Annotated in this window: 12 protein-coding genes and 1 other RNA gene; 6 read left to right on the forward strand and 7 right to left on the reverse strand. The window is 70.8% G+C overall.

What is annotated here, in order from left to right:
- Positions 1 to 3: 3 nt before the first annotated feature.
- The 4 genes from MFF04_RS21105 to MFF04_RS21120 form a co-directional block, all read right to left on the reverse strand.
- Positions 4 to 606: a 5-formyltetrahydrofolate cyclo-ligase gene (locus MFF04_RS21105; RefSeq protein ID WP_238278868.1), complete on the reverse strand. Its 603-nt coding sequence runs from the start codon at positions 604 to 606 to the stop codon at positions 4 to 6.
- A non-coding RNA gene (gene ssrS / locus MFF04_RS21110) (6S RNA) lies at positions 596 to 753 on the reverse strand. Before ssrS ends, MFF04_RS21105 begins: the two co-directional genes overlap by 11 nt.
- Before the next feature lie 76 nt (positions 754 to 829).
- Positions 830 to 1,195 (reverse strand): cell division protein ZapA, encoded by a 366-nt coding sequence (locus MFF04_RS21115; RefSeq protein ID WP_238278871.1) that lies wholly within the window; start codon positions 1,193 to 1,195, stop codon positions 830 to 832.
- Positions 1,196 to 1,199: 4 nt separating this feature from the next.
- The gene (locus tag MFF04_RS21120; RefSeq protein WP_238278873.1) at positions 1,200 to 1,487 is read right to left on the reverse strand and encodes a DUF4164 family protein; all 288 of its coding nucleotides are present in this window, start codon (positions 1,485 to 1,487) and stop codon (positions 1,200 to 1,202) included.
- A gap of 476 nt (positions 1,488 to 1,963) precedes the next feature.
- On the opposite strand from MFF04_RS21120, the gene gap reads away from it, so the two are divergent.
- The 6 genes from gap to MFF04_RS21150 all read left to right on the forward strand — a co-directional run bounded on the left by gap (position 1,964) and on the right by MFF04_RS21150 (position 7,565).
- The gene (gene gap / locus MFF04_RS21125) at positions 1,964 to 2,971 is read left to right on the forward strand and encodes a type I glyceraldehyde-3-phosphate dehydrogenase (protein ID WP_238278875.1); all 1,008 of its coding nucleotides are present in this window, start codon (positions 1,964 to 1,966) and stop codon (positions 2,969 to 2,971) included.
- Positions 2,972 to 3,047: 76 nt separating this feature from the next.
- On the forward strand, positions 3,048 to 3,485 hold the full coding sequence (locus MFF04_RS21130) for a hypothetical protein (protein ID WP_238278877.1): 438 nt from the start codon (positions 3,048 to 3,050) through the stop codon (positions 3,483 to 3,485).
- A gap of 40 nt (positions 3,486 to 3,525) precedes the next feature.
- Entirely contained in the window at positions 3,526 to 4,728 is a 1,203-nt protein-coding gene (locus tag MFF04_RS21135; protein WP_238278879.1) for a phosphoglycerate kinase, read from the forward strand.
- Between the two features lie 76 nt (positions 4,729 to 4,804).
- Positions 4,805 to 5,878, forward strand: coding sequence for a class II fructose-bisphosphate aldolase (fba, locus tag MFF04_RS21140; RefSeq protein WP_238278881.1), 1,074 nt, complete (start codon positions 4,805 to 4,807; stop codon positions 5,876 to 5,878).
- Positions 5,879 to 5,946: 68 nt separating this feature from the next.
- Positions 5,947 to 6,546 carry a thiamine phosphate synthase gene (locus MFF04_RS21145; RefSeq protein WP_238278892.1) on the forward strand — a complete coding sequence of 200 codons (600 nt, stop codon included), beginning with the start codon at positions 5,947 to 5,949 and terminating at the stop codon, positions 6,544 to 6,546.
- Entirely contained in the window at positions 6,543 to 7,565 is a 1,023-nt protein-coding gene (locus MFF04_RS21150; RefSeq protein ID WP_306308070.1) for a tetratricopeptide repeat protein, read from the forward strand. Before MFF04_RS21145 ends, MFF04_RS21150 begins: the two co-directional genes overlap by 4 nt.
- Positions 7,566 to 7,578: 13 nt before the next feature.
- On the opposite strand, the gene MFF04_RS21155 is transcribed toward MFF04_RS21150, so the two are convergent.
- The 3 genes from MFF04_RS21155 to glgX form a co-directional block, all read right to left on the reverse strand.
- Positions 7,579 to 7,896 carry a plasmid stabilization protein gene (locus MFF04_RS21155; RefSeq protein ID WP_238278883.1) on the reverse strand — a complete coding sequence of 106 codons (318 nt, stop codon included), beginning with the start codon at positions 7,894 to 7,896 and terminating at the stop codon, positions 7,579 to 7,581.
- Between the two features lie 36 nt (positions 7,897 to 7,932).
- Positions 7,933 to 9,546: a histidine kinase famiy protein gene (locus tag MFF04_RS21160; RefSeq protein ID WP_238278885.1), complete on the reverse strand. Its 1,614-nt coding sequence runs from the start codon at positions 9,544 to 9,546 to the stop codon at positions 7,933 to 7,935.
- An 88-nt stretch (positions 9,547 to 9,634) separates the two neighbouring features.
- Positions 9,635 to 11,929: a glycogen debranching protein GlgX gene (gene glgX, locus MFF04_RS21165; protein ID WP_238278887.1), complete on the reverse strand. Its 2,295-nt coding sequence runs from the start codon at positions 11,927 to 11,929 to the stop codon at positions 9,635 to 9,637.
- Between the last annotated feature and the right edge of the window lie 330 nt (positions 11,930 to 12,259).

Raw genomic sequence — 12,259 nt, forward strand, 5'->3', positions numbered from 1 at the left:
GCTCTAGCCCCGCGCCAGCGGCACGATGCCGGCCTCGGTGACCATGTGGTCGAGGGGGCGGTCGTGGGGCTCGGCGGGCACGTGCTCGATCTCCTGCACGGCGAAGGCGATGCCGATGGTCAGCACAGGGCCGTTGCGGGACAGGCGCTCGATGGCCTGATCGTAGTAGCCCCGTCCGTAGCCGATGCGCTGGCCCCGCCGGTCGAAGGCGGCGAGCGGCACGATCAGCGCCGTGGGGTCGAGAGGCGGCAGGTCGTCCCGCGGCTCGCTGAGGCCGAACGTGCCCGCCACCAGCGCCTCGCCGGCCCGCCACTCGCGGAAGACCAGACCGTCGGAGGTGACCTTCGGCAGAGCCACCCGCTGCCCGCGGGCGAACAGGCCCTCGATGATCGGCCGCGGGTCGACCTCGCTGCGGATCGGCCAGAAGGCGCCGACGATCGGCGCCTCGGCGAGCCCCGGTATCGCGAGGACCGTCTCGGCGATCCGGGCCGCGGCGGCGGAGCGCTCGTCCGCGCCGAGCACGTCCCGGCGCGCCAGGGCACCGCGCCGAAGCTCGGCCTTCAGGTCCGAGACCGGCGTGGAGGGAAGAGAGGAGTGCGGAGCCACGTGAGCCGTTGGAGTGTCGATCCCGGGAAACCTACAGCGTAGGTGGGCGCCGTGTTGGCCAAGTCCAGGGACGAGGCCAGGGACAGCTCCCGAGGGAGTCGATAAGCCCCCGGGGATAAGTTCTCCTGACGAACCCGGCAGCCCCGCATCGCCGATGTAGCGAGCCTCCGGCCGCCGCGCCAGGGGTCGGGACCGCAATCGCGCCGGCAAATCGACCGGCCGCTCAGGTCCCCGCCCGCATCAGCGCCTGGGCCAGCCGCTCCACGCGGTCGGCGGCGGAGGATACGCCGGCAGCGAGCCGCGTCTCGCGCCCGGCCGCCTCGGTCTGGGCCCCGTCCACGACGGCGCGCAGCGCGGCGATCTCCGCCTCGATCTCCGAGAGCCGGCGCTTGGTCTCGGACAGCTCGTCGACGAAGGTGATCGCGGCCATGACCTGGAGGCGCATGTCGCCGATCTCGCCGAAGGCCTTGCGCATCTCGCCGATGCGCGCGTCGAGCCCGGAGGCGAGCGCCGTGAGATGCGGCTCCTCCCCCTCCCCGCAAGCCATGCGATAGGACTTCCCGTCGATCGAGACGTTGATCTGCGGCATGCGCTCAGCTCGTCCGGTCGTGGGACAGAACCCGCTCGACGGCGCCGATCGCCCGGTCGAGCCGGAGGCCGACCTCCCCCGCCGCGGCCTCGACATGGGCGAGCCGGGCGCTCGCCGCGTCGAGCTCCGCAGCCAGGCGCGCCCGGTCCTCGTTCATCAGCGCCAGCTCGGCGTCGCGGTCGCCGCGCTCTCCGGCATCGAGGCGGCGCGCCACCGCCGCCTCGAGGAGCGTCAGCGCCGAGTCGAGCCGGGCGAGGGCCTCGTCCGTGGCGGTGGCGGCGAAGATCAACATGCTCGGGACGGCGGCTCCATGACGCCGGGGCGGCGTCGAACGCGGCGGCGCGCAGGCCCCTGAAAAAAGCGGGGCTGCACACCCATATGAAGGGCCAGTTCATGGCCGAGGGAAGGGCCAGTTCATGGCCGAGGGAAGGGCCAGTTCATGGCCGAGGGAAGGGCCAGTTCATGGCCGAGGGATTGTCATGCCGCAAGCTTTGACAGCCCCTGGCACCATGTTAGAGAGCCCGCGCCGAGACAGGCGCATGCCCGCCGCCGGGGTCGGCGCGACGGTGCGGATACGGATCCCGTGATGCCCGACATGCCTCCCCCGTCATCCGCCGAGCGGACGGACGGCGGCCGCGCGACCGGGCCGGTACGGTTCATCGCAGGTTCAAGCGTCAGGGTCAGAGAACCGGGCCGCGCCTCGGGCGAGAGTTCGTCCGCCGCGGCATCTCGGACAGGCCCGGCGCGGCAGTTGGAAGGAGCAGGGTCGTGACGGTCAAGGTTGCCATCAACGGGTTCGGGCGCATCGGCCGGAACGTCCTGCGCGCCATCCACGAGGCCGGCCGCTCGGACATCGAGGTGGTCGCCATCAACGATCTCGGCCCGGTCGAGACCAACGCGCACCTGCTGCGCTACGACTCCGTGCATGGCCGCTACCCCGGCGAGGTCGGCGTCGACGGTGAGAACCTGATCATCGACGGCAAGCGCATCCGCGTCACCGCCGTGCGCAACCCCGCCGAGCTGCCCCACCGCGACCTCGGCGTCGACATCGCGCTGGAGTGCACCGGCATCTTCACCGCGAAGGACAAGGCCAAGGCCCATCTCGACGCCGGCGCCAAGCGCGTCCTCGTCTCGGCGCCCGCCGACGGCGCCGACCTGACGGTGGTCTACGGCGTCAACCACGACAAGCTGACGGCAGACCACCTCGTGGTCTCGAACGCCTCCTGCACCACCAACTGCCTGGCGCCCATCGCCAAGGTGCTGAACGAGGCCGTGGGCATCGAGCGCGGCTTCATGACCACCATCCACTCCTACACGAACGATCAGCCGTCGCTCGACCAGATGCACAAGGATCTCTACCGGGCCCGCGCCGCGGCGCTCTCGATGATCCCGACAACGACGGGCGCCGCCAAGGCGGTCGGCTTGGTGCTGCCTGAGCTGAAGGGCAAGCTCGACGGCACCTCGATCCGCGTGCCGACCCCGAACGTCTCGGCCGTGGACCTCGTGTTCACCGCCAAGCGCGAGACCTCGGTGCAGGAGATCAACGAGGCGATCAAGGCCGCCGCCACCGGCCCGCTCAAGGGCGTGCTCGGCTTCACCGACCGGCCGAACGTGTCGATCGACTTCAACCACGATCCGCACTCGTCCACGTTCCACCTCGACCAGACCAAGGTCATGGACGGCACCTTCGTGCGCATCCTGTCCTGGTACGACAACGAGTGGGGCTTCTCGAACCGCATGGCGGACACCGCCGTGGCGATGGCGAAGCTGATCTGAGCCACACGGGCGCCCCCGCCGGGGCGCCCGCATCCCGAGGGGCGACCACCAACGACCATAGGGACAGGTGCGGATCATGGCCGAGACTGCTGCGACGGGCGGGTTCATCCCCGCGACCACCACCGAGACCCCGCCGGCGCCCGCCCCGGCCGTCACCGAGGCACCCCCCGCTCCCGAGACCTCCCGCCCCGCGCCGGCCGCGCATCTCGCCGACCAGCTCGCGCGCATCGAGGACAAGTGCTCGCGCATCGAGGACAAGTACGCCCGCTCCGAGGCGCTCCTGTCCCGCGTCGAGGACAAGGTCGAGGGGGCCACGGCCCGCATGAACGACGCCGCCCGCCAGTCCGACGTGGCGGCGCTGCGCACCGAGGTCCGCGCCATCAGCGAGCGCACCCGCCGCATCCCCGGCGCCGGCGCCCTGATCCTCACCGCGATCATCACCGCCGTGCTGACCGTCGTGCTGACGATCGCCGTGCAGCGGCTCAACCTCCAGGGGCTCTTCCCCCAGCGCTGACGCGCCCCATCCTCACCGCCACCCTCCATCCGGGACTCGCATGACCGCCTTCCGCACCCTCGACGACGCCGGCTCTCTCCAGGGCAAGCGCGTGCTGCTGCGGGTGGACGTGAACGTGCCGATGGACGGAGGCCGGGTCACCGACACCACCCGCATCGACCGGGTGGTGCCGACGATCCGTGAGATCGCCGAGGCCGGCGGCCGGGTGATCCTGCTCGCCCATTTCGGCCGCCCGAAGGGCAAGCGCGAGCCCAAGGATTCCCTGCGCCCCGTGGTCGGCGCCATCTCGGAGAGCCTCGGCCGTCCGGTCGCCTTCGCTGAGGACTGCATCGGCGCCCCGGCCGCCGAGGCGGTGGCCGCCCTGAAGGACGGCGACGTGCTTCTCCTTGAGAACACCCGCTTCCACGCGGGAGAGGAGAAGAACGACCCGGCCTTCGTCCGCGAGCTCGCCGCCAACGGCGACGTCTTCGTCAACGACGCCTTCTCCGCCGCGCACCGGGCGCACGCCTCGACCGAGGGGCTGGCGCGGGTGCTGCCGGCCTACGCCGGCCGGACCATGCAGGCGGAGCTGGAGGCTCTGACCAAGGGGCTCGAGGCGCCTGCGCGCCCGGTCATCGCCCTCGTCGGCGGCGCCAAGGTCTCCTCGAAGATCGACCTCCTCGAGAACCTCGTCGGCAAGGTCGACATGCTGGTGATCGGCGGCGGCATGGCCAACACCTTCCTGCACGCGCAAGGCAAGGCGGTCGGTAAGTCGCTCTGCGAGAAGGATCTCGCCGAGACGGCGACCCGCATCCTCGCGGCGGCCGACAAGGCCGGCTGCCGGATCATCCTGCCGGTCGACGCCGTGGTCGCCTCCGAGTTCAAGGCGAACGCCCCCCACGAGACCGTCTCCGCCGACGCGGTGCCCGAGGACGGCATGATCCTCGACGCCGGCCCGGCCTCTGTCCGCGAGATCGACGCGGCCATCGACGGCGCCGCGACGCTGGTCTGGAACGGCCCCCTCGGCGCCTTCGAGCTGACGCCCTTCGACGCGGCGACGGTCGCGGCGGCCCGGCACGCGGCCGAGCGCACCAAGGCGGGCCGGCTCGTCTCGGTGGCGGGCGGCGGCGACACCGTCGCGGCCCTGAACCACGCAGGCGTCGGCGAGGCGTTCAGTTATATCTCGACCGCCGGCGGCGCCTTCCTCGAATGGCTGGAGGGCAAGGAGCTGCCCGGCGTCGAGGCCCTGCGGGCGACGGCCTGACCACACGCCGCGCGCCCCGGCGCGCGATTGATCCATCTCGGTCCGTCAAGGACCATTCGAGGCGAGGACACGGACCATGGCGCGCATCACCCTGAGGCAGCTTCTCGACCATGCCGCCGAGCAGGGCTACGGCGTGCCGGCGTTCAACCTGAACAACATGGAGCAGGGGCTGGCCATCATGGCCGCCGCCGACGCCACGGACTCGCCGGTGATCCTCCAGGCGAGCCGGGGCGCGCGCGCCTACGCCAACGACATCGTGCTGGCGAAGCTCATCGACGGCCTCGTCGAGATCTACCCGCACATCCCCGTCTGCATGCATCTCGACCACGGCAACAACGAAGCCACCTGCGCCACCGCGATCCAGTACGGCTTCACCTCGGTGATGATGGACGGCTCGCTCAAGGCCGACGGCAAGACGCCGGCCGACTACGCCTACAACGTCGAGATCACCCGCAACGTCACGAAGATGGCCCACTGGGCCGGCGTCTCCGTCGAGGGCGAGCTCGGCGTGCTCGGCTCCCTCGAGAGCGGCCAGGGCGAGGCCGAGGACGGCCACGGCGCCGAGGGCGTGCTCTCCCACGACCAGCTCCTCACCGATCCGGCGGAAGCCGCGAAGTTCGTCGCCGAGACAAAGGTCGACGCGCTCGCCGTCGCCATGGGCACCAGCCACGGCGCCTACAAGTTCACGCGGAAGCCCGACGGCGACGTGCTCGCCATGAACGTGATCGAGGAGATCCACCGGCGCCTGCCGAACACGCACCTCGTCATGCACGGCTCCTCCTCGGTGCCGCAGGACCTCCAGGACATCATCAACCAGTACGGCGGCGAGATGAAGCCGACCTGGGGCGTGCCGGTCGAGGAGATTCAGCGCGGCATCAAGCACGGCGTGCGCAAGATCAACATCGACACCGACAACCGCATGGCGATGACCGGCCAGATCCGGAAGATCCTCACGGAGAACAAGGCCGAGTTCGACCCGCGCAAGTACCTGAAGCCGGCGATGGATGCGATGACGAAGCTCTGCAAGCAGCGCTTCGAGGAGTTCGGCACCGCCGGCCAGGGCTCGAAGATCCGCCCGATCTCCGTCGCGGCCATGGCCAAGCGCTACGCCGACGGCTCGCTCGACCCGAAGATCGAGGCCGCGCGCTGAGCGCGGGAACGCCGCCGGTGAACGGCGCATCGGCACGGCTCACGCTGCTCACGCCGCACGGCCTCACGATGGATGGCGCCGATGCGGTCGTCGGGGCCCTCGCCAAGGCCTGCGCGGGCGGCGGCGGCGTCGCCGCCGTGCTGCTGCGCCTGCCGCTGGCCGACGAGCGGCCGCTCATCGACCTCGTGAAGCAGGCCGCGCCCGTCGTGCAGGATCACGGCGCGGCGCTGGTCGTCGCCTGCGCGGGCTTCAAGGGCGACCTCGGCCGGGTGGCGGTGCGCGGTGGCGCCGACGGGGTGCATCTCGACCGCGCCCCGGCATCCGCGCTGACGGAGGCGCGCGCGGCCCTCAAGGACGGCCGCATCCTCGGCGTCGGCGGCATCGAGACCCGCGACGCCGCCATGACCGCCGGCGAGGCGGGCGTCGATTACGTCATGTTCGGCGGCCTCTATGCGGATGGCGCCGCGCCCGATCCGGAAACGGTGGCCGAGCGCGCCGCCTGGTGGGCGGAGATCTTCGAGACGCCCTGCATCGCCGTCGCGACGCGCGAGGAGGACATCGCCGCGCTCGGCGCGACGGGCGCGGAGTTCGTCGGCCTGGAGAGCGGCCTCTGGCTCGACGATCCGGAAGCCGTCCTGCGCGCCGGCAAGGGGCTGGGCCGGCCGTGAAGGCCCGCCCGGCGGCGCTCGCCGCATCCCTCGTCATCGCGTCGCAGGCCGCTTACGGCGCGCCGAGCCCAGCGGCGCCCGAGGCGAAGCCGGTGACGACGCATCAGAGCGTGCCGACCCGCGAGCTACCCTCGCCCTACACCGCGAACTACGTCGGCGGCGCCGTGCCCCCCCGCTCGGCCCTGCCGCCGGACTTCGCCTACGGCGCCTACCAGCGCGGCCAGTACGTCACCGCCTTCCGGGAGGCGACGAAGCGCATCGAGGCCGACCGCAAGGACGTGGCCGCGATGGTGCTGCTGGGCGAGCTCTACAACCAGGGCCTCGGCACCAAGCAGGACGCGTTGCGCGCCGCGGAGTGGTATCGCCTCGCCGCCGCCGAGGGGGAGCCGAACGCGATGGCCTCCCTCGGCCTGATGGCGATGGACGGCCGCGGCATGCCCCGCGACGAGAAGGCCGGCCGCGCCTGGCTGGAGAAGGCGGCCGCCAAGGGCCAGCCGACGGCGGCCTACAACCTCGCCATCCTGCTGCTCGCCACCGGAAACGAGGCCGACATCGCCCGCGCCGCCACGCTCTACCGCACGGCGGCCGAGGGCGAGATCGGCTCGGCCCAGCACGGTCTCGGCGTGCTCTATCTCAAGGGCCTCGGCGTTCCGAAGGACCCGAAGCTCGCCGCGCAGTGGTTCCGCCGGGCCGCCGACAACGGCGACCTCGCCGGCGAGGTCGAGTTCGCGATCCTGCTCTTCAACGGCACCGGTGTGCCGAAGGACGAGGTCCGCGCCGCCCGCTACTTCCTGCACGCGGCCTCCCGCGGCAACGCCATCGCGCAGAACAGGGTCGCGCGCCTGTTCGCGACCGGGCGCGGTCTGCCGAAGAACCTCGTCGAGGCCGCCGCCTGGAACCTCGCGGCCTCCGCGCAGGGTCTCTCGGACGCCTGGCTCGATCAGACGCTGAACGGCCTCGGAGCCGAGGAGCGCACCCGGGCCGAACGGCTCGCCAACGACCGTATCAACGTCCGCTGACGCCGCTCGCTCCTCAGGAAGCGGCCTTCTCGGCGTTGCGCTTGCGCGTCGCGGCGGCCTTCCTCGCGGAGGCCGAGCGTTCCTCCGCCGTGCGCGAGGCGGACGCCTTGCCGCCCGATGCGCCGCCCTTGTGCGCGGCCGGATGGCCGGTGCTCCTGCCGCGACCGGAGCCGCCGGGATGCTTGCCGCCGCCGTCGTCCTTGTTGACCGTCGCCCAGGCGCGGGACTCCGCCTCCTTCTCGGGCACGCCGCGCTCGACGTAGGACTCCGCAATATGCTCGGCCTTGCGGACCTGCTTGTCGGTGTATTTCGACTTATCGCCTCTTGCCATGGCCACCTCCTGCCGGAAGTCCCGGCCGGCGCGGCCTCAGGGAGCGGGCGCGTCGAGGATATCGCGGACCCGCCGGCTGAGATCGGCGCGGCGATAGGGCTTCTTCAGGATCTCGAACTCCGGAGCGCCCATGTCGGTTCGCTCGAGGCTGTCGCCGGCATAGCCCGTGGTGAGGAGGATCCGGAGGCCGGGCTGGCGCTTGCGCGCCTCGCGGGCCAGCATCAGGCCGTTCATGCCGCCGGGCATGATCAGGTCGCTGAACAGCAGGTCCACGGGCTCACTGCCGTCCAGGATATCGAGGGCCTCGCGGGCGTTGCCGGCCGTCAGGGTCCGGTAGCCGTGGTCGCGCAGGATGGATCGCGCCAGTTCCGCCACGTCCTGGCGGTCGTCGACGACCAGAACTGTCTCGTCGCCGCCCTCCGCCCGCTCCGGGAGAGGTCCCGTCTCGACTGGGTCGACCGATCCGGCGATGGCCGGAAAGAACAGTCGCACCGTGGTGCCCTCGCCGACCTTCGAGACGATGTCGACGGCGCCGCCCGACTGCTTGGCGAAACCGTAGACCATCGAGAGGCCGAGGCCGGTCCCCTTCCCCTCCTCCTTCGTCGTGAAGAACGGGTCGAGGACGCGGGCGAGCACGTCCGGGGACATGCCGGTGCCGGTATCGGTCACCGAGAGCACCACGTAGGGTCCGGGATTGAGCGGCCCCCGGCCGGTGATGTCGTCGCCCGCCATCTCGCGGTTCTCGGTCCGCACCGTGATCGTGCCGCCGTCCGGCATGGCGTCGCGGGCGTTGATGACGACGTTGAGGATAGCGACCTCGGCCTGGGTCGGATCGATCTGACAGGTCCAGAGATCGGTCGCGGGCGCCTGCTCGACGAACACCGCCTCGCCGAGGGACCTGCGCAGCAGGCCGTCCATGCCGGAGATCAGCGTGTTGAGGTTGACCGGCCGCCCCTCGAGCCTCTGCTTGCGGGCGAAGGAGAGAAGCTGCTGCGTCAGCGTCGTGGCGCGCTCGGCGGCGATGCGGATGTTGTCCGTGGCGCGGCCGAGGCGGGCGCGGTCCGGCTCCGGCTTCTGGAGGCCCGACGCAAGGATCTCGACATAGCCGACGATGACCTGGAGCAGGTTGTTGAAGTCGTGGGCGATCCCGCCGGTGAGCTGGCCCAGAGCCTCCATCTTCTGGGCCTGGCTCAGCCCCTCCTCCGCCTCCCGGCGGCGCGACACGTCGAGCTGCGAGCCGAAGAAGTAGACGAGTTCGCCTGCCGCGTTGTGGATGGGCGAGATGTACAGCGCGTTCCAGAAGCTCGACCCGTCCTTGCGGTAGTTCAGGACCTCTCCGGAAAAGTTGCGTCTCGCCGCGACGGCGGAGCGGATCTCCTCGATCGTGCCCCTGTCGGTCCGCGGCCCCTGGAGGAAGCGGCAATTGCGCCCGAGAAGCTCCTCGGTGGCGTAGCCCGTCATCGCCATGAAGGCGCGGTTGGCGAAGATGATCGGATTGTCCGGTTGCCGGGGATCGGTGACGATCATCGGCATCCGCGTCGTCTCCACGGCCGCGAAGAACAGGTCGTTCGCCGGATCGCCGACATCCGCGGTGCCGGTGCTCACCCGAGCCGTGTAGCCCGTGCTCGGTTTCTCTGGCGACTCGGACATGCGGTCGGCGGACCACCATTGATCGTGGCGTGGAGAGGCCGACCCTAGCAGAGCCCGAAGAACGCTGCCAACGGGCCGGCCCGGCGGATCAGTCCCGTTCTTCCTGCGACGTGGCGAAGCGCACCCGCTCGATGTTGGCCCGCTCGAAGGCCTGCATCACATGCCGGTAGGAGCGCACCATCTCCTGCGTGCCCTCGCCGTTGCGGCCCCCGTCGGCGTCGGGCTTGAGAACGAACATCAGCATGGAGCGGCCGGTGACGTCATACTGGCCGCCCGCCGCGAAGCTCTCGGCCTCCTGGCTGTCGGGCAGGTTGGTGTCGAGGAGCCGCGTCCACTCGCTGCCGCCGACCGTCTCGGGCAGGGTGAACGACACGAGATCGTGGTAGGCGTTGTAGAGGACGAGGACCGTCGCATCGCCGCCGCGCCGGTGGATGCCGGTCGCCTGCGCGCGGCCGTCGACGAGAACCGCGAGCGAGAGCGCGCGGCCGTCCGACCAGTTCTCCGGGGTCATCTCGCCGCCGTCCGGCCGCAGCCAGGTCACGTCGCGGACGCCGAACTCCTCGTCGTAGGCGCCCGTCAGGAAGCGGCCGCGGGTCAGGATCGGCAGGGCCGAGCGCAGCAGGATCAGGCGTTGGGTGAACTCCGCGAGATCGCGCTCCTCGTCGCCGATCCCCTCCCAGTCGATCCAGCTCACCTCGTTGTCCTGGCAGTAGGCGTTGTTGTTGCCCTGCTGCGTGCGGGCGAACTCGTCGCCGGCGAGCAGCATCGGCGTGCCGCGGGACAGGAATAGCGTCGCCAGCATGTTGCGCATCTGGCGGAAGCGGACGGCGCGGATCTCAGCGTCGTCGCTCGGCCCCTCGACGCCGTAGTTGAAGGAGAGGTTGTGCGAGTGCCCGTCGCGGTTGCCCTCGCCGTTCGCCTCGTTGTGCTTGTCGTTGTAGGAGACGGTGTCGTTGAGCGTGAAGCCGTCATGGGCGGTGAGGAAGTTCACCGACGCCCAGGGCTTGCGGCCGCGCTTGTCGAACTTGTCGGCCGAGCCGGTGATGCGGGAGGCGAGCGAAGGGAGCAGCCCGCCATCGCCCTTCCAGTAGCCGCGCACGTCGTCGCGGAAGCGGTCGTTCCACTCCGCCCAGCCCGGCGGGAAGCCGCCGACCTGATAGCCGCCGGGGCCGCAGTCCCAGGGCTCGGCGATGAGCTTGACGGAGTTCAGGATCGGATCCTGCCGGCAGGTGTCGAGGAAGCCGCCGCCCTCGTCGAAGCCGTGCGGCTCGCGCCCGAGGATCGTCGCGAGGTCGAAGCGGAATCCGTCGACATGCATCTCCTGCACCCAGTAGCGCAGGGAATCGGTCACGAGCTGCAGCACGCGGGGATGCGAGAGGTTGAAGGTGTTCCCGGTGCCGGTGTCGTTGATGTAGTAGCGCTCCTGCCCCGGCAGCAGCCGGTAGTAGGAGGCGTTGTCGACGCCCTTGTAGGAGAGGGTCGGCCCCTTCTCGTTGCCCTCCGCCGTGTGGTTGTAGACGACGTCGAGGATCACCTCGAGGCCGGCGCCGTGCATGCGCGCGACCATCTCCTTGAACTCGGAGAAGGCGAAGTCCGGCACCGCCGCGTAGCGCCGGGCGGGGGTGAAGAACGAGATCGTGTTGTAGCCCCAGTAGTTCACGAGGTCCTTCTGCTGGAGGTAGTCGTCCTGCACGAAGGCGTGGACCGGCAGCAGCTCGACCGCGGTGACCCCGAGGCTGCGGATGTAGTCGAGCACGGCCGGCGTCCCGAGGCCGGCATAGGTGCCGCGCAGCTTCTCCGGCACCTGGGGATGGAGCTTGGTGAAGCCCTTCACGTGCGTCTCGTAGACGACCGTCTTCTCCCAGGGGATGTTGGGCTTGCGGTCGCGCCCCCAGGTGAAGGCCGGGTCGATGACGCGAGAGCGGCGGGTGTAGGGGGCGCTGTCGCGCTCGTCGAAGGTCAGGTCGTCGCCGCTCTCCATCTGGTAGCCGAACAGCGCCGGGTTCCAGGTGATCGAGCCGACGAGCCCCTTGGCGTAGGGATCGATGAGAAGCTTGTTCGGGTTGAAGCGGTGGCCCGCCTTCGGCTCGTAGGGGCCGTGCACGCGGTAGCCGTAGATGGTGCCGGGGCGAGCGTCGGGCAGGTAGCCGTGCCAGACCTCGTCCGTGTACTCCGGCAACTCGATGCGCTCGATCTCCCGCTCGCCGGCATCGTCGAACAGGCAGAGCTCGACCTTGGTGGCGTGGGCGGAGAAGAGCGCGAAGTTGACGCCGAGACCGTCCCAGGTCGCGCCGCAAGGGTAGGGCCGGCCCTCCCGGATGCGCGAGCGGGCGGCGCGGGCGGGCTGGGCGGACTTCGAGGACCGGGACTTGTCGGCGGGCATGGAGGCTCCGATGGCCGCACCCCTGTGCACGAATGGGGCGTCGGCTGCGGGGGAACTCCCGTCCTGTGGCTAAGCTCCGGGGCTGGGAAAATAATTCGCCGCCCGTGCGCGCGTGTCTCACCCCGCTCCGGCGGCAAGCCGGCGGAGCGGGGTGAGACACGCGCGCACGGGCGGCGAATTATTTTCCCAGCCCCGGAGCTTAGCCACAGGACGGGAGTTCCCCCGCAGCCGACGCCCCATTCGTGCACAGGGGTGCGGCCATCGGAGCCTCCATGCCCGCCGACAAGTCCCGGTCCTCGAAGTCCGCCCAGCCCGCCCGCGCCGCCCGCT

The organism is Methylobacterium jeotgali, assembly GCF_022179345.1.
Lineage (GTDB): Bacteria > Pseudomonadota > Alphaproteobacteria > Rhizobiales > Beijerinckiaceae > Methylobacterium > Methylobacterium jeotgali.

What these genes read in the sequence shown, in the direction of transcription:
- MFF04_RS21115 (WP_238278871.1), bottom strand. Translation starts at nt 1,195, where the DNA reads ATGCCGCAGATCAACGTCTCGATCGACGGGAAGTCCTATCGCATGGCT.
- MFF04_RS21120 (WP_238278873.1), bottom strand. Translation starts at nt 1,487, where the DNA reads ATGTTGATCTTCGCCGCCACCGCCACGGACGAGGCCCTCGCCCGGCTC.
- MFF04_RS21130 (WP_238278877.1), top strand. Translation starts at nt 3,048, where the DNA reads ATGGCCGAGACTGCTGCGACGGGCGGGTTCATCCCCGCGACCACCACC.
- MFF04_RS21135 (WP_238278879.1), top strand. Translation starts at nt 3,526, where the DNA reads ATGACCGCCTTCCGCACCCTCGACGACGCCGGCTCTCTCCAGGGCAAG.
- fba (WP_238278881.1), top strand. Translation starts at nt 4,805, where the DNA reads ATGGCGCGCATCACCCTGAGGCAGCTTCTCGACCATGCCGCCGAGCAG.
- MFF04_RS21145 (WP_238278892.1), top strand. Translation starts at nt 5,947, where the DNA reads ATGGATGGCGCCGATGCGGTCGTCGGGGCCCTCGCCAAGGCCTGCGCG.
- MFF04_RS21155 (WP_238278883.1), bottom strand. Translation starts at nt 7,896, where the DNA reads ATGGCAAGAGGCGATAAGTCGAAATACACCGACAAGCAGGTCCGCAAG.
- MFF04_RS21160 (WP_238278885.1), bottom strand. Translation starts at nt 9,546, where the DNA reads ATGTCCGAGTCGCCAGAGAAACCGAGCACGGGCTACACGGCTCGGGTG.
- glgX (WP_238278887.1), bottom strand. Translation starts at nt 11,929, where the DNA reads ATGCCCGCCGACAAGTCCCGGTCCTCGAAGTCCGCCCAGCCCGCCCGC.